Origin of the sequence: Pedobacter psychrophilus, assembly GCF_001652725.1 — a bacterium.
GTDB classification, from domain to species: domain Bacteria; phylum Bacteroidota; class Bacteroidia; order Sphingobacteriales; family Sphingobacteriaceae; genus Pseudopedobacter; species Pseudopedobacter psychrophilus.
The window spans coordinates 96,350-116,032 of record NZ_LWHJ01000028.1; the positions used below are offsets into that span (position 1 = coordinate 96,350).

16 protein-coding genes are annotated in these 19,683 nt (G+C 32.3%); 12 read left to right on the forward strand and 4 right to left on the reverse strand.

What is annotated here, in order from left to right:
• Positions 1 to 101: 101 nt before the first annotated feature.
• The 5 genes from A5893_RS11050 to xylA all read left to right on the forward strand — a co-directional run bounded on the left by A5893_RS11050 (position 102) and on the right by xylA (position 5,523).
• Positions 102 to 842, forward strand: coding sequence for an MlaE family ABC transporter permease (locus A5893_RS11050; protein ID WP_068822631.1), 741 nt, complete (start codon positions 102 to 104; stop codon positions 840 to 842).
• Positions 842 to 1,612, forward strand: coding sequence for an ABC transporter ATP-binding protein (locus A5893_RS11055; RefSeq protein WP_068822632.1), 771 nt, complete (start codon positions 842 to 844; stop codon positions 1,610 to 1,612). Before A5893_RS11050 ends, A5893_RS11055 begins: the two co-directional genes overlap by 1 nt.
• A gap of 6 nt (positions 1,613 to 1,618) precedes the next feature.
• Positions 1,619 to 2,602, forward strand: a complete 984-nt coding sequence (locus tag A5893_RS11060; protein ID WP_068822633.1) for an MlaD family protein — start codon at positions 1,619 to 1,621, stop codon at positions 2,600 to 2,602.
• Between the two features lie 119 nt (positions 2,603 to 2,721).
• On the forward strand, positions 2,722 to 4,203 hold the full coding sequence (locus tag A5893_RS11065; RefSeq protein WP_068822634.1) for a xylulokinase: 1,482 nt from the start codon (positions 2,722 to 2,724) through the stop codon (positions 4,201 to 4,203).
• Between the two features lie 12 nt (positions 4,204 to 4,215).
• Positions 4,216 to 5,523, forward strand: coding sequence for a xylose isomerase (gene xylA, locus A5893_RS11070; protein ID WP_068822635.1), 1,308 nt, complete (start codon positions 4,216 to 4,218; stop codon positions 5,521 to 5,523).
• A 396-nt stretch (positions 5,524 to 5,919) separates the two neighbouring features.
• On the opposite strand, the gene A5893_RS11075 is transcribed toward xylA, so the two are convergent.
• From A5893_RS11075 to A5893_RS11090, 4 genes are all read right to left on the reverse strand, one after another.
• A complete protein-coding gene (locus A5893_RS11075; RefSeq protein ID WP_068822636.1) occupies positions 5,920 to 8,763 on the reverse strand; it encodes a M16 family metallopeptidase in 2,844 nt (947 codons plus the stop codon).
• A 282-nt stretch (positions 8,764 to 9,045) separates the two neighbouring features.
• Positions 9,046 to 9,582: an AAA family ATPase gene (locus A5893_RS11080; RefSeq protein ID WP_068822637.1), complete on the reverse strand. Its 537-nt coding sequence runs from the start codon at positions 9,580 to 9,582 to the stop codon at positions 9,046 to 9,048.
• A 33-nt stretch (positions 9,583 to 9,615) separates the two neighbouring features.
• Positions 9,616 to 10,254 carry a nicotinamide riboside transporter PnuC gene (gene pnuC / locus A5893_RS11085; protein WP_068822638.1) on the reverse strand — a complete coding sequence of 213 codons (639 nt, stop codon included), beginning with the start codon at positions 10,252 to 10,254 and terminating at the stop codon, positions 9,616 to 9,618.
• A gap of 61 nt (positions 10,255 to 10,315) precedes the next feature.
• The gene (locus A5893_RS11090; RefSeq protein WP_068822639.1) at positions 10,316 to 10,840 is read right to left on the reverse strand and encodes a hypothetical protein; all 525 of its coding nucleotides are present in this window, start codon (positions 10,838 to 10,840) and stop codon (positions 10,316 to 10,318) included.
• A gap of 74 nt (positions 10,841 to 10,914) precedes the next feature.
• Here A5893_RS11090 and A5893_RS11095 point away from each other — a divergent pair, with 74 nt between their 5' ends.
• From A5893_RS11095 to A5893_RS11125, 7 genes are all read left to right on the forward strand, one after another.
• Positions 10,915 to 11,853 (forward strand): hypothetical protein, encoded by a 939-nt coding sequence (locus tag A5893_RS11095; RefSeq protein ID WP_068822640.1) that lies wholly within the window; start codon positions 10,915 to 10,917, stop codon positions 11,851 to 11,853.
• Between the two features lie 231 nt (positions 11,854 to 12,084).
• Complete coding sequence (locus A5893_RS11100; protein WP_068822641.1) at positions 12,085 to 13,107, forward strand: energy transducer TonB; 1,023 nt, start codon at positions 12,085 to 12,087, stop codon at positions 13,105 to 13,107.
• 114 nt (positions 13,108 to 13,221) lie between these two features.
• Positions 13,222 to 16,059, forward strand: a complete 2,838-nt coding sequence (carB, locus tag A5893_RS11105; RefSeq protein ID WP_068822642.1) for a carbamoyl-phosphate synthase large subunit — start codon at positions 13,222 to 13,224, stop codon at positions 16,057 to 16,059.
• Between the two features lie 191 nt (positions 16,060 to 16,250).
• On the forward strand, positions 16,251 to 16,808 hold the full coding sequence (locus A5893_RS11110; RefSeq protein WP_068822643.1) for a hypothetical protein: 558 nt from the start codon (positions 16,251 to 16,253) through the stop codon (positions 16,806 to 16,808).
• A 315-nt stretch (positions 16,809 to 17,123) separates the two neighbouring features.
• Positions 17,124 to 17,861: a DUF3667 domain-containing protein gene (locus A5893_RS11115; protein ID WP_068822644.1), complete on the forward strand. Its 738-nt coding sequence runs from the start codon at positions 17,124 to 17,126 to the stop codon at positions 17,859 to 17,861.
• A 51-nt stretch (positions 17,862 to 17,912) separates the two neighbouring features.
• On the forward strand, positions 17,913 to 18,662 hold the full coding sequence (locus A5893_RS11120) for a DUF3667 domain-containing protein (protein WP_068822645.1): 750 nt from the start codon (positions 17,913 to 17,915) through the stop codon (positions 18,660 to 18,662).
• A 137-nt stretch (positions 18,663 to 18,799) separates the two neighbouring features.
• Positions 18,800 to 19,669, forward strand: a complete 870-nt coding sequence (locus A5893_RS11125; RefSeq protein ID WP_068822646.1) for a DUF5694 domain-containing protein — start codon at positions 18,800 to 18,802, stop codon at positions 19,667 to 19,669.
• Positions 19,670 to 19,683: the final 14 nt, after the last annotated feature.

The window sequence follows — 19,683 nt, forward strand, 5'->3', positions numbered from 1 at the left end:
TTTGCAAAGTTTAATCAATGGAATAATTCTTGTACAGGAGATTCCTTTAATCAAATATTTTGGAGATAAAAAAATCCCGTTTTTCTACTAAATTTAATAATATGTTCTTGGAGTTATACCGAGTTCATTTATTTATTACTAAATTTTTTAAAGAAGCCTTTACTCCGCCCTTTGAGGGCAAAGAAATCTTAAAACAGTGTTATCAGGTTGGTTATAAGTCTTTGGCTTTAATTTCATTAACTGGTTTTATTACTGGGATAGTTTTTGCAAAACAATCAAGACCTTCTTTAGCCGAGTTTGGAGCTACATCATGGTTGCCTTCTTTAGTTGGAATTGCCTTATTTAGAACCTTAGCTCCACTGCTAACAGCTTTAATTTCTGCAGGAAAAGTAGGATCTAGTATTGGTGCCGAATTAGGCTCAATGAAAGTAACAGAGCAAATAGAAGCTATGGAAGTCTCAGCCACTAATCCTTTTAGTTATTTAGTAGTTACTAGAGTTCTGGCTACCACAATCACATTACCCATTTTAACTTTTTATACTGCCTTTGTTGGTTTATTAGGTGCTTTTTTAAATGTTACCTTATCAGAAAGCGCTAGTTTTAGTGCCTTTGTCCAATCTTTTTTAGAGTCTATCACATTTTTAGATGTTATTGCATCCACAGTAAAAGCAATTATTTTTGGTTTTACTATTGGTATGGTTGGTTGTTATCAAGGATTTAATTCATCAAAAGGAACTGAAGGTGTAGGAAAGGCAGCTAATTCTGCAGTAGTTATCGGAATGTTTTTAGTGTTTATGGAAGAGGTTATTGCTACACAAATTACTTTTATGTTTAGAACTTAATGGAAGCAAAAAGTAAAACAACCACTACAGAAACAGTAATTTCTATTAGAAATGTAGAAAAATCCTTTGGCGATTATCAGGTTTTGAAAGGAGCCGATTTAGATCTTTATAAAGGAGAAAACTTAGTTGTATTAGGGAGATCTGGAACAGGAAAATCTGTACTGATAAAAATTATATCCGGTTTATTAACTCAAGATGCCGGGACTGTAAGTGTATTAGGAAAAGAAGTAAGCCAACTAAATGCAAAAGAACTTTTAGAGTTAAGACTTAGAATTGGTTTTTCTTTTCAAAGTAGTGCTTTATATGATAGCATGACGATAAGGCAAAATTTGGAATTTCCATTGATAAGAAATAAAAAAAATCTTACTAAAGGAGAAATAAATAAAGCAGTAGAAACTGTTTTAGATGCTGTTGGGTTAATGCAAACAATCAACCAAATGCCCTCTGAACTATCTGGGGGACAGAAAAAAAGGATTGGTATTGCAAGAACATTGATTCTGCAACCAGAAATTATGCTTTATGACGAGCCTACTGCAGGATTAGACCCAATTACTTGTTTAGAAATAAATAGGTTAATTAATGAGGTTCAAGAAAGATATAAAACAAGTTCTATCGTAATTACACACGATTTAACTTGTGCTAAAGAAGTAGGTAATAGAATTGCAATGTTACTAGATGGTCAGTTTCAAAGAGCGGGTACATTTGATGAGGTTTTTGATACAGACGACCAACGTGTAACACCATTTTTTGAATATAATTTTATACAATAATATAAGATGAGCGAAATTAAAGACAATAAAAAAGCCATACGAGTAGGGATTTTTCTCTTTGTTGGACTATTAATATTTTTATTAGGAATTTTTACCCTTGGTGGGCAAAGAAAAACATTTGTTAAAAGTTTTCAGTTAAAAGTTGTTTTTGAAGATATTCAAGGACTTAAAATTGGCAACAACGTTTGGTTTTCTGGTGTAAAAGTGGGAACCATAAAAAAAATACAATTCTACGGAACTTCACAAGTAGAAGTGACTTTGAGCGTGGAAGAAGAGGCGCATAAATACATCCATAAAAACGCTAAAGCAAGCATTAGTTCTGATGGTTTAATAGGAAATAAAATTGTGGTTCTTGATGGTGGCTCACCAAAATTCCCTTTTATAGAAGATGGTGATAAAATAGCTGTAAATACAACTTTATCTACTGATGACATTATGAAAACCTTGCAGGTAAATAATAAAAATCTGGTGGATATTACATCCGACTTTAAAGTATTAGCCAAAAATTTAGTGGATGGAAAAGGTACTGTTGGTGCTTTATTAACAGATCAGCAAATTGCCGAGAATTTTAAAACAATTGTTAATAATCTACAAAATACAACAGCATCAGCAAATAAAATGGCCGCTGAACTAAATGTTTTCAGCAATAAACTAAATACAAAAGGTGGCCTTGCCGATAAGATGTTAACAGACACCGCTGTTTTTGCTAAATTACAAAACTCTGTTGCAGAGTTTCAAAATACAGCATCTTCCGCTGCTGCTTTGACGGATAATTTGAATAAAGCTTCTGCTAAATTAAATGATAAGGATAATGTTGTGGGTGTGATGTTAAATGATCCAGCTTCAGCAGAACAAATTCGCTCTACAATCAAAAATCTTCAAACCAGTAGTAAAAAGTTAGATGAAAATTTGGAAGCCTTACAACATAACTTTTTGTTAAGAGGATTTTTCAAGAATAAAGCTAAAGAAGCAGAATCCGCCAATAAATAATATCGTGTTATCTCTATTAAATTTGAAAAGAGCCTATTTAAAAATTTTTAGGCAATCGATTGCTTAATTTTAATATTATTTTTAATTTAGCAATTCACCTCTTATAAACTTTAAGCATCATGCTTCTTTTAGGAATTGATTTAGGCACATCATCAGTTAAAGTTTCTGTGGTAGATATTGCTTCAGGAAATTTAGTTTCAAGTGCAAGTTACCCGGAAAAGGAAGTAGAAATAATTGCTTTACAAAACGGTTGGGCTGAGCAATCTCCAGAATTATGGTGGGAGAATGTAAAACAAGCAATAAAACTTTGCAATTCTAAAAATCAATATCAATCTAAAAATATTTCCGCAATTGGTATAGCTTATCAAATGCATGGTTTGGTTATCACCGATAAAAATCAAAACGTTTTAAGAAATAGCATTATTTGGTGTGATAGCAGGGCTGTAGAAATAGGTAATAAGGCTTTCGCCGATTTAGGAAGTGAAAAAGTTTTACCTAAAATATTAAATTCGCCAGGAAATTTTACCGCTTCAAAATTAGCTTGGGTAAAGGCTAACGAACCTGAAATTTATGCTCAAGTAGATAAAATGATGTTGCCCGGCGATTTCATTGCAATGAAATTGACAAAAGAGATAACGACAAGTCCATCTGCTTTATCTGAAGGGATTTTGTGGGATTTTCAGGGAAATAATTTATCAAAAGAGGTAATGGAAAATTACGGATTTGATGAAAAATTTGTTCCCAAAATAAATCCTGTTTACGCAAATCATGGAGAATTAAATGGAGAGATAGCTGCCGAATTGGGTTTAAAAACTGGAATTCCTGTTACTTATAAATCTGGCGACCAGCCAAATAATGCATTATCCTTAAACGTTTCTGAACCCGGAGAAGTTGCTGCAACAGCAGGAACTTCTGGAGTTATATATGCCGTTGCTGATACTTTATTGTACGATAAACAATCTCGGGTAAATACTTTTGCTCATGTTAATCATACAGAAGAAAAAAAACGTTTGGGTGTACTTTTATGTATAAACGGAACCGGCAGCATGAATCGTTGGGCAAAAAACACCTTTGCAGAAAACCTAAATTATCATCAAATGAATGATTTAGCTGCATCTGCAGAAACAGGAAGTAAAGGCTTGCAAACTATCCCATTTGGAAACGGCGCCGAAAGGATGTTGAACAATAAAAACATCGGCGCAAGCATAGAAAATATTGATTTAAACCGCCATAGCAAAGCAGAAATTTTACGTTCTGTACAAGAAGGTATTGCTTTTTCATTTAGATATGGATTGGATATTTTGAGAGAGAACGGTTTAAAACCATCAGTAATTAAAGCTGGAAAAGCCAACCTTTTTTTAAGCGATGTCTTTACACAAACTTTTGTAAACGTTACCGGAGTTCCTATCGAACTTTATGAAAATGATGGAAGTTATGGTGCTGCAATTGGCGCTGGTATAGGTTTGGGCGTTTATCAATCCTCGGCGGAAGCCTTTAAAAACAGAAAAGCTTTAAAATTAGTAGAACCAAATGGTGAGAAAGTAGAAGATTTTTATCAGCAATGGAAAGAAATTTTATCACAAAAATTGAAAAATAATTAAGAAAAATACAACATGGAATTTTTTAAAGAGATTGTAAAAGTAAAGTTTGAGGGTCTAGAAAGCGATAATCCTTTAGCGTTTAGATGGTATGATGAAAGCAGAGTAGTAGCTGGAAAAACCTTGAAAGAACACTTACGTTTTGCTGGTGCTTACTGGCATTCTTTTAATGGTAGTGGTGCAGATCCATTTGGCGGACCAACACATGTTTTCCCATGGGATAAAAAATCAGATGTTATAGAACGAGCAAAAGATAAAATGGACGCTGCGTTTGAATTTTTATCTAAAATGAGCTTGCCTTATTATTGTTTTCACGATGTTGATGTGGTTGATTATGGGAATGACATTGCAGAAAACGAAAGACGTTTACAGACTTTAGTTGCCTATGCAAAACAAAAACAATCGGATACTGGAATCAAATTATTATGGGGAACAGCAAATCTTTTTTCTCATACCAGGTATATGAATGGCGCATCTACCAATCCCGATTTTCATGTTTTGGCCCATGGTGCGGCACAAGTAAAAGCTGCTATTGATGCTACAATTGAATTGGGCGGAGAAAATTATGTTTTTTGGGGAGGACGTGAAGGTTACATGACTTTATTAAATACTGACATGAAACGTGAACAAGAGCACTTTGCAAAATTTTTACATGCTTCTAAAGATTACGCCAGAAAAAATGGTTTTAAAGGAACTTTCTTTATCGAGCCAAAACCTTGCGAACCTTCAAAACATCAATATGATTATGATGCGGCAACAGTTTTAGGTTTCTTACAGAAATACGATTTGTCGGCCGATTTTAAATTGAATTTGGAAGTTAACCACGCAACTTTAGCAGGTCATACTTTCCAACACGAATTACAAGTTGCTGCCGATGCAGGAATGCTAGGTTCTATTGATGCAAACCGTGGCGATTATCAAAATGGTTGGGATACAGATCAGTTTCCTAATGACATTAATGAATTAACAGAATCTATGTTAATTATTTTAGAAGCTGGTGGAGTAAAAGGTGGCGGTATCAATTTTGATGCAAAAATCAGAAGGAATTCTACTGATGCTTCCGATTTATTTTACGCCCATGTTGGTGGAATGGATTTATTTGCAAGAGCTTTAATTACTGCTGATAACATTTTACAAAAATCAGAATATAAAAAAGTCAGAAAAGATAGATATGCTTCTTTTGATGCTGGAAAAGGTAAAGAATTTGAAGAAGGAAAACTTTCTTTAGAGGATTTAAGAAATTATGCAATTGAAAAAGGCGAACCTGCAACCATTAGCGGTAAGCAAGAATATTTAGAAAATTTAATCAACAGATATATTTAAAAGATTCTTTGCCTATAAAAAAGCCTCAAAATAATTTTGGGGTTTTTTTATGATTTAAGATTATTTAAGTATCAAAACATTAAGATAAAATTAAGTCCTTAGAAAAGCTTAATGTTATTTAATTCCTTCATGTTTAATTTTCTACCATTAAGGCATTAAGAAAATATTAAGTCATTAAGGAAATTATGTGAAAAGCTTAATGTTTCTTTATTCCTTCATGTTTAAATTTCTACCATTAAGGCATTAAGGAAAAATTAAAAAAATCATGCGAGAACTTTAAAGTTCCTTAATTATTTAATGTTTCTTCTCCATTTATACATCTTTTTGAAAACAAAAAACGGTATCATGGAAAACCATAATACCGTTTAAAATCTTATCCATTAAAGGAAAAAAAATCTAATTTTTCTCTGGTAATAAAATCAATTTGATATAATTATTTGGTTTTAAATATTGATTAGCGGCAGCTTTTGTACTTGCTAATGTTATCTGATCTAACGTTTTAAGGTAAGTTAATACATCAACAGGGTTTTTTCCATTGCTGTAAGCATTTTGTAAATATCCCAACCAAAATCCATTTTCTCTTTGTTGCAGTTCGTACTGACGATTTTCTTCGGCCTTAAACTTTTGGATATCATCTGGTGTAGCGCCATCTGCTTTTAATTTAGCAACCTCATCATTTGCTGCAGCAATCAATTTATCTACATTGGCAGAAGCACAGCTAAAATCAATACTAATAGTGTACTGAGATTTTGGCTCATTATCATAATCAACACTTACCCTTGGGCTATAAACACCACTTTCCTTTTCTCTTAAACGCTCTAAAATTTTAATACTTAAAGCTTCTTTCAAAGCATCTAATTGTAAATTATTTTTATCAGAATAATCATAATCGCCATGGTAAACCAAAGAAATTGTTGCTTTATCTTCTAAACCCTTGTAAACTTTTTTAGTGATATCTCCAGCTAATGGCTCTAATCCTAAATCATTAAAATTTTCTGCAGTTCCTGTGGTTGGCAAACTTGCCAAGTAAGTAGTTAATAATGGCTTAATTTCTTCTACTTTAAAATTACCTACAAAAGTGAAGATGAAATCGCTGGCATTAGCAAATCTTGATTTATAAAAACCCATTGCTTTATCAAGATTGATTTGATTTAAATCGGCAATCTTAATAATCTGCGCTCTTTTTTTGTAGCTGTTTAAAATCGCAGTTGCAGTGTCTTGATAAACCGCTAAAGGATCATCAGAACGATTTTTTAATACCGTCTGCATTGATTCTAATTGTGTTTTTAAAACTGCTTCATCCTTACGTGGAACTGTAAAATATAAATTAACCAATTGAAAAGCGGTTTCTAAATCTTTGGGCGAAGCAGAACCACCCATTCCTTCACGGTAAGTGCTGATGTATGGATTTACGCTTGCTACTTTCCCGGTTAATAATTTACCCAATTGGTTTTCATCAAACTCGCCAACACCAGAAGAACCCACCAATTGACTCGCCATTTCTGCCGAACGGAAATCTGCGTCAGAAGCTAAAGAAGTTCCTCCTTTACTTGTAGCAGAAAAAATGATTTGGTCATTTTTGAAATCAGTTGGTTTCAAAACAACCTTAATACCATTAGATAATGTTAATTCCGTAACTCCAATCGCCGCTATATTTTTTTCTGCAGTAACAGTTCCGGCCTTTGGTTTTGTAGCCATTAAAGGTTTTGTAACTGCATTATCTACGTAAGCGGTAACATCAGCGCCAGCACTTTTAATCCAATTTAAATAATTAGCTTCTGTTGGTAGGTTTGCTTTTTCTTTTTCTGGCGCCTGGATAGTTGCAATCATGTTATCATCAGTAACAAAAGTTGCTGCCAGTTTATTAATACTTTCTAAAGAAAGAGAATTTAAATTATTGTTATAAAAACCATAAACATAATCTATACTTGGGATGGCTTCTTTATTTAAGAAATTGCTTAAATACTTTTGTACAAACACGGTAGATTTGGTTTTATCTTTTTCTTTGTATTGCTTATCAATACCTGTTTGTAAATTGATTTTTGCTCTATCTAATTCAGATTGGGTAAAGCCAAACTTCTTCATCCTAACACTTTCTGCAACAACAGCTTTAACCGCAGCTTCTAAACCTGCAGCATCTTTAGAAACAGCAACGCTATTAAAGGCATCTAAATCTACCAAACCACCCTGAAAAGCACCATAATTACTTTGTGCAAATATGAAAGGTGCATTCCCTTTTTGTACAATCTCCGTTAAACGATTAGAAAGCATGGTGTTGATCAAACTAGTCATCATCTTGTTCTTCAGTCCAGCTTCTGTGGTCATTGGTTCCGACTTATGCTTATAAGTTACCGAAGCAATATTGTAAGGAAACTCAGGGTCGGTAACCACTTTAACTAAAGGTTCTTGATTATCAGGAATACCATATTGTTCTCTTTTCCTTTCGTTAGTTGGGTTTTTAAGCTCAGAGAAATTGTCTTTTATCAATTGCTCTACTTTGTCAACATCAAAATCACCGACAGCAATTACTGCTTGTAAATTTGGGCGGTACCAATCATGGTAAAAATCCTTAATGGTTTGGTGCTGAAAATTATTTATGATATCAGTTTTACCGATTGGAATTCTAACTGCATACCTAGAATTTGCTAATAAAACCGGCAAAAGTTGTTTGCTCATACGCTCTTGAGCGTTTTTTCCTCTTTGTCTATCTTCCTCAACAATAACACCACGCTCCTGGTCAATTTCCTTATCATCATAAGTTAAATAACCAGCCCAATTAGAAAGGATATCAAAACCCTTTTCAAAAACGGCAGTACTATCTGTTGGTAAAGGCAATTGATAAACCGTTTGGTTAAAACCCGTATAAGCATTTAAATCTGCACCAAAACGTACGCCTGCTTTTTGTAGATAGTTAATTAAATCGTTTTTAGGGAAATCTCTTGTTCCATTAAAAGCCATGTGCTCTGTAAAATGGGCTAACCCTTGTTGGTCATCATTTTCTACAATAGAACCTATTTTATTTGCCAAATAAAGCTCTGCTCTATTTTTAGGCTCAGCGTTTTTTCTAATGTAATAAGTTAGGCCGTTTGGCAATGTCCCTATCTTAACATTGCTATCTATCGGGATAGTTTTAGCCATTTCGTTGCTCATCCCATCTTTTTTTACTGTTGTTGCTTTTGGGCTACAAGCAGCAATAAATAAGGCAATTGCAACTGAGGAGGTGATGTACTTAAATTTCATAAAATTGATTTTTTGTTATATAGTTTTAGTTGATGGTTGATTAAATTTTATGTTTTTAATAGATGATGCTATACTACTGTTTTATTAAAACTAGATTAAATGTTTTGTTTTAAATGCGATTGATTATGATATTTATTTGGGCGTTCGGGCGGGCTTTATACTATATCTTTTTTTCTGAAAAGAGAAAAAAAGGATGCCGTTTCAATCCCTAACGCAATATGTTATTCAAATATAATTTAATAGCAACAATCAAATACTTTAGATGCACCGTACTAATTTTTATTACAAGTTTAACGAAAATAAATAAGCATCAATTGCTTTTATAACATTTTCTAATCTGTTTTCTTGTCCTCCAACCTCTTGGTAATTAGCATTAATCGCTTTTAATTCTTGATGCCAAATGGCTAAAAAATAATCGCCCATTCCTTTAAAATCCCGCAAAGGATCTTCTTGCCAGGGCAAATCATTTTTTAAAAGGATATAAAAATCATATTTATGAGACTTAATTGCATCCAAAACAAGTTGTGGCGTTTTTCCAAGTTGGTGATCACTCCAGATTTTAACAGTTAAAAAAGTGGTATCGCAAATCATCAGGTTATTAGGTATAACCGTTTCCATTGCTTTTTCTAAAGCAACCTGACCGTAATACATATTTAATTCGTCTTGTAAAGTACAGGCTTCAGTTAAACCTTCGCAATAATACCTTGCATATTCTGGCACCCACAGCGTATGGTAATGTTTTGCTAAAGCCGCCGAAATGGTAGATTTTCCTGTAGATTCTGGTCCAACAATGGCAATCTTAATTATTTTTTTCTCCATCAACTTAAATGGTAAAACACTAAAAATTTCGAGTTATATGCTTTCCACCTTTGGCTTTAAGCCATGAGCTTTAAGATAATTCTTTTTCCAATCTAAATACCCTTTTAAGGCAATAAAAAGGAATACAAAATAAAGCACAGAAGTGGCCAAAAGGTTTTTATGAATGTATAATGGGATGTAAATAATATCTACAAAAATCCAGATGAGCCAGTTTTCTAATTTCTTTCTGGTCAATAAATACTGGGCAATAAAGCTGGTTACGGTGCAAAACGCATCAATATAAGGAACGTCTGTATCTGTATATTTTTTTAATAAATAGCCAACTAACACACTAAAAACAATCAAGATTAAAGTAATGATTCCCCAATCTTTTGGCTTTAAAATACCAATTGGTCTTTCAGATTTTAAATCAGTTGCTTTGCCATAAGTCCAATAATACCAACCGTAAACCGAAGTGCCTAAAAAGTAAAATTGCAAAATGGTATCGCCATACAATTTAGCATTGTAGAAAATATAGATGTATGTAATAACACTTAAAATAGCAATTGGCCAATTGAGCATATTTTCTTTAGCCGCCAAGTAAACACATAAAGCGCCGGTAACTACACCAAACCACTCTATCCAAGTGATGGCTAAAAATTGCTCTAAAATATGTTGAAAAAATTCGCCCAAAACAAAAAAATCTTATCCCGAAAGATGAGGATAAGATTTTAGGGTTCAAAATAAAGTTTTTTTAATTGGTATTTGCAGGGCTGCTATTAAAACCTAAACTAGCTTTTACACTTAAATCCACGCTTAATCCGCTTTGTAAAACATATTCCATTTTTACTCTTACCGTTCCCGATTTTAAATAATCATCTAAAAATTTACTGTTGTTAATATCCAAAACCAAAGAATTACCAACTGTTGCAGAAACATCTTTTCTATTAGCTACTAATGTCTGTTGTGAACCATTGACCAAATAAATATTAATGGATTTAAAAACACCCAAGTTTTGGTTACTAGGATTTACCGATTCAATTTTTGCTGAACTTATCCTTACTTGAGTTATTTGATCAGTGTTAGAGCCGCTTCCTGTGAAAATCTGGTCGAAGCTGCTGGCTGAACTGGTAGCAGATAATGTACTTCCAACATTAGAAGATGCAGGTATTATTAAATTTGATGTGTAAGGAAAAGTTGATTTTACAATTGATTGTAAAGTTGCACAACTAGTTGCAAAGATGGTAAGGATAAATAATCCGGTTGCTAATTTTTTCATGATTGTTTGTGTTTAATTTATTTGAGGCAAAGATTATTCCAGAAGAATATTATATTTAATCATTAATCTAAATCATGAAAAAAACACTTACCTTTTTTATTTTACTCTTCTCAATAAAATCCAATGCCCAAAAATTGTATAGTACTACCTTCCTTAAATTTAGTAATCAGGAGGTCAAATCAAAAGATAGCGCTGACTTTATAAGATATATTTATTTTCCAGAAAATGGAGCATTAACCACAAAACTTATTGAGATATTTAAAAATGATACTTTAAAAAAGGAAGGGCTTATTACTGTGAGAATATTGCCCTTAAATGGCTTTGAAGGTGAGGTTAAAGAATATTTTGAGAACGGAAACCTAAAGACTTTAAATTATTATGATAAAAAAGGTTTGTCATCTTCACGATCTCTTTATTACAAAAATGGTTCCCTTAAAGAGCAAGGCTCTGATAAAAGATTGAACGGATTTATCAAGCATAAAACAAAGCAATTTTATGATAATGGCGTTGCTTTACTAGACAGTTTGGGTAACGGACATGTAATTTATAAAGATGAGGATGATGGGACAATAAAGGAAGGTGATTTTAAAAAAGGATTTATGAATGGCTCATGGAAAACATTTGATATCAATCATCAGCTAATCTTCGAGGATTTTTATGTTGATGGTGATTTTAAAAAAGGAATCACTTATAATGAAACAGAAATGCCTATAGTTTATAAGCGTATAAATACTTATGCTTATGCTGATAATTATGGTTACAATAAAAATAGGCTTAATGGTTATTACGGAACTGTTAGAAACGGCAGTTTTGAAGGAACAGTTTTATATTTTTTAGATATTGATAAAGAAGGAAAATTATCAAATATTAGATTAAAAACCTCTTTAAACGAGAAAAAAGACAATCAATTATTAGAAAATATTACTAAGGCGAAATGGCATCCAGCTACATTTAGAGGCAAACCAATTGAAGATTTTAATTATGAATTTGCATTATTTTATAATATAAACTAGGTAATTCTAAGAAATTAACTTTTTCTCCAATTGTCTGTGTCCCCACAGAACATAAGTAAATAGTTTCGGTCTGTGAGGACACAGACCGAGGATAAAAGAACAGTTTCAATCTGTAAGGAAATAGACCGAGGATAAAATATTGAGAATGCATATTAATAACTACTTACCTTTTTCTTAAAAACTCAAAGATTAATCCAAAAAATAGTATAATTGAACATAAAACCAAAACCAATGAAAACCTTAATTACTTTATTTCTACTTGTAAGTTTCTCTTTCTGCAAAGCTCAAGAAGCAAAACAGGTAAAAACTTTCTTGTTCAATAAACAAATAACCTCATTTGGTTGCAACGATAGAAAAGTAGATAATATTGATAGCGCCGATTTTATCCGTACAATTTCTGTTGAAAAAAATAATGAAAACCTTTATGATGTAACAGATTACTATTTAAATAAAAAGGTGAAAAGCATTGCGAGTTCTACCAATAATAATGCTTTTCCTAATTATTCTGGAAATGTTATTAGTTATTATAAGAATGGTGAAAAGGAATCTGAAGAATTGTATGTAAAAGGACAACTATTGGGAAATGCTATTTACTTCAATCAAAACGGTACTATTAAAAAAAAGGCCTTTTATTCTGTTGATGATAAAAAAAGAAGTATTGAAAAAATAGAGGAACTAAATGACTCTTTTGGAAAGCCTTACTTAGATAAAGAAGGTTCAGGAACATTTAATGAAGTGGATGGATACGGACAAGTTATAAGTGGAGCGTATTTGAACGGTTTGAAAGTTAACGAATGGAAGATCATAAATCCAAAAGATAACGACACCTATTATGACGAATATGATAATGGAAAGTATATTAGCGGGAAAACAATTGATGCTAATGGGCAAACCATAAAGTATGATGAGCTAGAAAAACTACCAGAATTTAATGGTGGATTACCGGCTTTTGGTTCTTTTCTAGGTAGAAATTTGCGTTATCCACCAAAAGCTAGAGACAATAACACTCAAGGTAGAGTAATTTTAAGCTTTGTTGTTGATAAGGAAGGGAAGCTAGTAGATATAAAAATTTTAAAAGGAGTTGCTGAGGACATTGATAACGAAGCTTTAAGAGTGATGAACCTGTCTCCAAAATGGATTCCCGGCACACAAAGAGGAAAACCAATAAGAATTAGCTACACTGTTCCTATAGTTTTTCAACTACAAACGAATTCACCTGCTCGAGAAAAACACTTTGGTTCTTACAGAAATTAATAATAATATTCTCAAATTTATCCCAAAAAAACCTAACTTTTTCTATCTTTGCATCCCGACAAACAAGTCGGGATTTTTGTTTAAAAGCGTAAAAAATCCCCTTAAACTTACGCCATGCCAAAAAATAACTCCATCAAATCTGTTTTAATTATCGGTTCGGGTCCTATTATTATTGGGCAAGCTTGTGAATTTGATTATGCCGGTTCTCAGGCTTCTTTATCTTTAAAAGAAGAAGGAATTACCGTTTCTATCATCAATTCTAATCCGGCAACCATCATGACGGATAAAGTAATTGCAGACCATGTTTACTTAAAACCGTTGGATGTTACTTCAATAGAAGAAATTTTAAAATTACATCAGGAGTCGCCGGATTTACTTAAAATTGATGCTGTTTTACCAACAATGGGCGGGCAAACTGCTTTAAACTTAGCCATCGAAGCAGAAGAGCGTGGGATTTGGGAAAAATATGGCGTTAAAATTATTGGTGTTGATACTGCAGCTATAGAGAAAACAGAAAACCGTGAAGAGTTTCGTAAGCTGATGATAGAAATTGGCATCGGCGTAGCTCCATCCAAAATTGCAAATTCATTTTTAGAAGGAAAAGAAGCCGCACAACAAATAGGTTTTCCATTGGTAATTCGTCCTTCCTATACTTTAGGAGGTTATGGAGGTGGTTTTGTTCATAAAAAAGAAGATTTTGACGCTGCACTTTCGCATGGTTTACAAGCTTCGCCAACGCATGAAGTATTAGTTGAACAGGCGGTTTTGGGCTGGAAAGAATATGAGCTTGAATTATTACGCGACAATAAAGATAACGTCATTATTATTTGTTCGATAGAGAATTTTGACCCAATGGGAATTCATACTGGAGATTCCATTACAGTTGCTCCGGCAATGACATTATCCGACCGTTGTTACCAAGATATGCGTAACCAAGCCATTAAAATGATGCGAGCAATCGGGAATTTTGCCGGTGGCTGTAACGTACAATTTTCGGTTAATCCGGAAGATGAAAAAATTATAGCTATAGAAATTAATCCTCGTGTTTCCAGATCATCGGCTTTAGCCTCAAAAGCAACAGGATATCCAATTGCAAAAATAGCCGCTAAATTAGCAATCGGTTACAACCTAGACGAATTAGAAAATCAAATTACGAAAACAACTTCAGCATACTTTGAACCTACTTTGGATTATGTTATAGTAAAAATCCCTCGCTGGAATTTCGATAAATTTAAAGGTGCAAACATGGAATTGGGCTTACAGATGAAATCTGTAGGTGAAGTCATGGGAATTGGTCGTTCTTTTATCGAAGCTTTGCAAAAAGCTTGTCAATCTTTAGAGATTGGCAGGGCTGGTTTAGGTTCTGATGGGAAACAAAACCGAAATATTGAAGACATCATGTACAAACTAGAGCACCCAAGTTGGGACCGTTTGTTTGCCATAAAAGACGCCATGAGAATGGGTGTACCGTTAGAATCTATCCGAAAAGTCACCAAGATTGATCGTTGGTTTTTAAATCAAATACAAGAATTAGCCACTTTAGAACAAGAACTAAAGCGTTACTCTTTAAACAACATCCCTAAAGATTTCTTTTTAACAATAAAGCAAAAGGGATTTTCTGATGTGCAAATTGCCTGGGTTTTAGGCAACGTAACCGAAGATGATGTCTACGATAGAAGAAAAGAATTAGGCTTACGCCGAGTTTATAAAATGGTAGATACATGTGCGGCAGAATTTCAGGCAAAAACGCCATATTTCTACTCCACTTATGATGGTGAAAATGAATCTATCCCATCAGATAAAAAGAAAATAATTGTTTTAGGCTCAGGGCCGAATAGGATTGGACAAGGAATTGAATTCGATTATTCTTGTGTTCACGGTTTGATTGCTGCCCATGAAGAAGGTTTTGAATCTATCATGGTTAACTGTAATCCAGAGACGGTTTCTACCGATTTTAACATGGCTGATAAATTATATTTTGAGCCGGTTTTTTGGGAACATGTTCGTGAGATTATTGATTTAGAAAAACCAGAAGGTGTAATTGTTCAGCTAGGTGGACAAACTGCTTTAAAAATGGCAGAGAAACTTCATGAGAAAGGCATCAAGATTATTGGTACTTCCTTCAATAACATGGACATTGCAGAAGATAGGGGTCGTTTTTCTGATTTATTGAAAGATTTAGGCATTCCTTATCCAAAATATGGAGTTGCAGAAGATGCGGAGGAAGCTATAAAAGTTGCTCAAGAAGTTGGTTATCCGGTTTTGGTTCGTCCTTCTTACGTTTTGGGCGGACAAGGAATGAGCATTGTGATAAATGATGAGGATTTAGAAAAAGCGGTTGTAAAATTATTGGGAGATTTACCAGGAAACCGCGTGTTGATTGATCATTTTTTAGATAGAGCAGAAGAAGCGGAATCTGACGCCATTTTTGATGGGGATGAAGTGCATATTATTGGTTTAATGGAACATATTGAGCCCGCAGGAATTCACTCAGGAGATTCTAGTGCGGTTTTACCTCCATTCAACTTATCGGCGAATGTGATTTCTAAAATGGAAGAATATACCGATAAAATTGCAAGAGCTTTAGACATAAGAGGTTTAATGAACATGCAATTTGCAATCAAAAACGATGAGGTGTTTGTAATTGAAGCAAATCCAAGGGCATCAAGAACGGTTCCGTTTATTGCCAAAGCTTATGATGTTCCATATATCAACATCGCCACAAAAGTGATGTTGGGCACAAAAAAGTTAAAGGATTTTAACATCGAGCGAAAGCTAAAAGGTTATGCCATAAAAGAACCTGTTTTCTCTCACCATAAATTTCCAGAAGTACAAAAAGAATTAGGTCCAGAAATGAAATCAACTGGAGAATCTATCCGTTTTATTAAGGATTTAGAAGACCCGCATTTCTTACAATTGTATAGAGAGAAATCTATGTATTTGAGTAAGTAAGAATAGCAACTGATTTTCTTCTATGATTTTATAAGCCATCTCATTAATTTGAGGTGGCTTTTTTTGTTTAAAAAAACAGATGTAATTTTCAAAAAATGCAATTTCACAAATACGAAATTCTACGTATGGCACATTCTATTTCGACTTCTTAATTTTGATTATCAATTAATTAAAGAATTTTTAAAATTATCATGAAAAAAGTTAAAAAATCAAACTTAAGAAATCTAGTACTATTAGGGCCGTTATTATTCGCTTCCATTATTATTTCAAGTTGCGATAAATTAAAAGATTTAGAACCAAAATCTTTTGCAGAAGTATTTGAAGGAAAAATTGCTGGCGATTGGATTGTTGACACGATTAAGTACACCTCATTTGATGTAAATGATAAGCAAACATCAGAGATAATTATTCCTTCAGGAAAAATAACTTTTGTAAAAACGGACGACAGTAAGGGTAAAGATATAAGAATTGCACAAGGGTATATGTATAATACGTATTTACAAAACGGAAAAACCATAAAAGATACAATGGCTTACTCTTACGATGTGAATAGTAAAATTGAAGTTGCTTATTTTATCATTCATACTAGGGGAACAGATAAAACCTTTATTGCTAGCCCATCTGCAATTTATGACATCAAAGAAGTATCAAAAAATGTTTTTAATATTGAGCGAAAAGAAAGACTAGTTAGTACAGTTAATGGACAATTTTATGGATACTTAAGAAGTGTATTTAAAATGCATAAATAGTTTTCTTTATTTTCTTAATTTAATCTAACCATTTCATAATTTGAGATGGTTTTTTTGTTTAAAAACTTTTTATAATTGCATAAATACTTTAAATTTCTCTTTTAAATCTATTAAAATAGAAATTTAATTGCTTTAGTTAAGGTAAAATTGGATGTCTTTTGATTATGTTTACTCGTTTTAAATGGCTTTAGTTTTATTCATTAATAAACCTAAGCTTTTAACATTAATTCTTGTCTTTAATTAATAATCACACAAAACTTGAAAACCAACAAAGAATTAGAAGAAATTTTAAAGAAAAGAAATTTGAATTAACTTATGGAAAAAAATTGTACAAACTGCAATGAGGTAATTACAGGTAATTTTTGTGTTGATTGTGGATACCCAGTAAAGCTGCATAAAATTGATAAACATTACATTGCACATGAAATATCTCATGCTTTACATTTCGAAAAAGGCTTTTTCTATTCAGCAAAAGAACTGTTGATAAGACCTGGCGAAAGTATAAAAGAATTTATATACCAAAATCGCAATAAGCACATGAAACCTGCAGGGTTTCTCTTATTAAGTTCTTTATTTTATACCTTAATAGCTCATGTTTTTCATGTTGATGAAATTTATAATCAGATGATTAAAGTATCAGCTAAAACAGGAAGTATTAATGCTATTATGAGTTGGGTTTATTCTCATTGGGGATATACAAATCTATTTGTAGGAGTTTTTACAGCCTTGTGTTTAAAATTGCTTTTCAGAAAATATGATTATAATTTTTTTGAACTAGTAATTATGCTTTGTTTTATAATGGGTGAGGGGATGTTATTAATAGCAGCGATAACTCTGTTTTTTCCATTATTAGGTACTTCAGCATATCTCATCATCAGCTCAATAATTAGTTATGGATATATCATTTGGGCAATACCTCAGTTTTATGATGGGTCAAAAATTTTAAACTACATCAAAGCATTTTTTGCTTATTTCTTTGGCTTGATATTGTTTTTTATGGCAATTATTCCTATTGGTTTAATTGCCGATTTATTTATTAAAATATTTAATTAGCAAATAAAATTTACCATAATTAAAAAACCTAAAAAAACAAACCCTTTCAAAATGGAACAAATTTGTAAAAACTGCAATGAAATATTTACTGGAAGCTATTGTAATACCTGTGGGCAAGCAGCAAAGCTAAAAAGGATTGACAAACATTATATTTCTCATGAAGTATTCCATTTATTCCATTTCGAAAAAGGCTTTTTTTATACTGCAAAAGAGATGCTGATTAGACCGGGTGAAACAGCAAGAGAATTTATTGGAGAAAATAGAAGCAGATTGATGAAACCTGTTGCTTTTTTAATTTTGACTGCGCTAATTTTTACATTAACTGCCTATTTAACTCATGCAGATCAGTTTTATAATCAACAAACCAAAGACTTTAGTAAAGCATCAAAAGCATATGCCCAAATGCTTAACTGGTTGATAATACATCACAATTATGGCAATTTGCTCTCAGGCTTTTTTACCGCTATAAGTTGTGCGCTTTTATATAAAAAAGAAAAACACAATTTTTATGAAACTTTAATTATGGTTTGTTTTGTGATTGGCTTAAACACGTTGTTACTTTCTGTTGGAAACTTATTGTACGGAGTGATTAAAGAGTTATGGATGAATACTTTGATTACGACGGCAACTTTTATCTACACTACATGGGCAATTAGTCAGTTTTATTACAATAAATTAAAAAAGGTAAGCGGCTATTTAAAGGCAGTATTTGCTTATATACTTGGTCAATCATTAATGCATATATGTCTTTTAATTATAGGCATTACAATAGATTCAGTTATCAAAATATGGCCACATTAGTTACACAAAATATTCTAATAACATTGTAAATAACATTTATATATGCTATGATAGAATTATAACTCAAAGAAAGTTTAGTGGAATAATAATCAATTTTTTAATACCTAAATTAAAACCTTAATTCAAAAAATAATAAAATGAAAACCTATTTAAAAATTGTTTTATTCGCTTTCATTTGTACAAATAGTTTTGGACAAACAGATCCTAAAAAAATAAAAATCATACTATTAGGAACATTTCATTTTAATCAAACCCTAGATAGTTCGAGCAAATTACACTCAAATTTATTTTCTCCAAAAAGACAAAGTGAAGTTGAGGATTTGGTAAATAACTTGGTGAAACAAAAGCCAGATAAAATTTTTCTAGAATTTACCCCAAAAAATCAACCTTTTTATGATAGTATTTATAATGATTATCTAAATGGAAAAGAACCAGAAAAATTAAAGTTAAAGGCTAATGAAATTTTTCAACTAGGTATGAAGACAGCAAAACAGCTTGGGCACAAAAAAGTATATGGAATTAACTATCAACCTGAAGAATTACAGGATTCTACCTACAAACCAAAAAACAAAATAGATGAGGCAATTAAAAACTTATACTTTGCAATAGGAGCATTTGAAGATTCTGCGAGAACAAATAAAGAGTTTTACGATTTGCCTTTCCCTTATAAGTTACCTAAACAGGATTCTCTTTTACAAAAATCAACCCTATCAAATTTCTTGCTTTCATTAAATAATGAAAAAAAATTGATGAGAGATGAATACACCAATTGGAATTGGTTGTACAGCGTAGGAAAAGAAAACGACATGAGCACCACCGATTATGTCGGCACATTTTGGTTTGGCACAAACGTTAGAAATTATAATAACGTTTTAAGAAATACAGATTACAAAAAAGACAATTGTTACTTATTGATATATGGTTCTTCACATATTCCCTTTTTAAAATATATGTTTAAAATGAACCCCTTTTTTGAAGTTGTAGATTTAGATGAAATTCTTAAGTAAACTAAAAATTTATT

What these genes read in the sequence shown, in the direction of transcription:
- A5893_RS11110 (WP_068822643.1), top strand. Translation starts at nt 16,251, where the DNA reads ATGAAAAAAGTTAAAAAATCAAACTTAAGAAATCTAGTACTATTAGGG.
- A5893_RS11080 (WP_068822637.1), bottom strand. Translation starts at nt 9,582, where the DNA reads ATGGAGAAAAAAATAATTAAGATTGCCATTGTTGGACCAGAATCTACA.
- A5893_RS11095 (WP_068822640.1), top strand. Translation starts at nt 10,915, where the DNA reads ATGAAAAAAACACTTACCTTTTTTATTTTACTCTTCTCAATAAAATCC.
- A5893_RS11060 (WP_068822633.1), top strand. Translation starts at nt 1,619, where the DNA reads ATGAGCGAAATTAAAGACAATAAAAAAGCCATACGAGTAGGGATTTTT.
- A5893_RS11090 (WP_068822639.1), bottom strand. Translation starts at nt 10,840, where the DNA reads ATGAAAAAATTAGCAACCGGATTATTTATCCTTACCATCTTTGCAACT.
- A5893_RS11050 (WP_068822631.1), top strand. Translation starts at nt 102, where the DNA reads ATGTTCTTGGAGTTATACCGAGTTCATTTATTTATTACTAAATTTTTT.
- A5893_RS11125 (WP_068822646.1), top strand. Translation starts at nt 18,800, where the DNA reads ATGAAAACCTATTTAAAAATTGTTTTATTCGCTTTCATTTGTACAAAT.
- A5893_RS11055 (WP_068822632.1), top strand. Translation starts at nt 842, where the DNA reads ATGGAAGCAAAAAGTAAAACAACCACTACAGAAACAGTAATTTCTATT.
- A5893_RS11075 (WP_068822636.1), bottom strand. Translation starts at nt 8,763, where the DNA reads ATGAAATTTAAGTACATCACCTCCTCAGTTGCAATTGCCTTATTTATT.
- xylA (WP_068822635.1), top strand. Translation starts at nt 4,216, where the DNA reads ATGGAATTTTTTAAAGAGATTGTAAAAGTAAAGTTTGAGGGTCTAGAA.
- A5893_RS11100 (WP_068822641.1), top strand. Translation starts at nt 12,085, where the DNA reads ATGAAAACCTTAATTACTTTATTTCTACTTGTAAGTTTCTCTTTCTGC.
- A5893_RS11065 (WP_068822634.1), top strand. Translation starts at nt 2,722, where the DNA reads ATGCTTCTTTTAGGAATTGATTTAGGCACATCATCAGTTAAAGTTTCT.
- A5893_RS11115 (WP_068822644.1), top strand. Translation starts at nt 17,124, where the DNA reads ATGGAAAAAAATTGTACAAACTGCAATGAGGTAATTACAGGTAATTTT.
- A5893_RS11120 (WP_068822645.1), top strand. Translation starts at nt 17,913, where the DNA reads ATGGAACAAATTTGTAAAAACTGCAATGAAATATTTACTGGAAGCTAT.
- carB (WP_068822642.1), top strand. Translation starts at nt 13,222, where the DNA reads ATGCCAAAAAATAACTCCATCAAATCTGTTTTAATTATCGGTTCGGGT.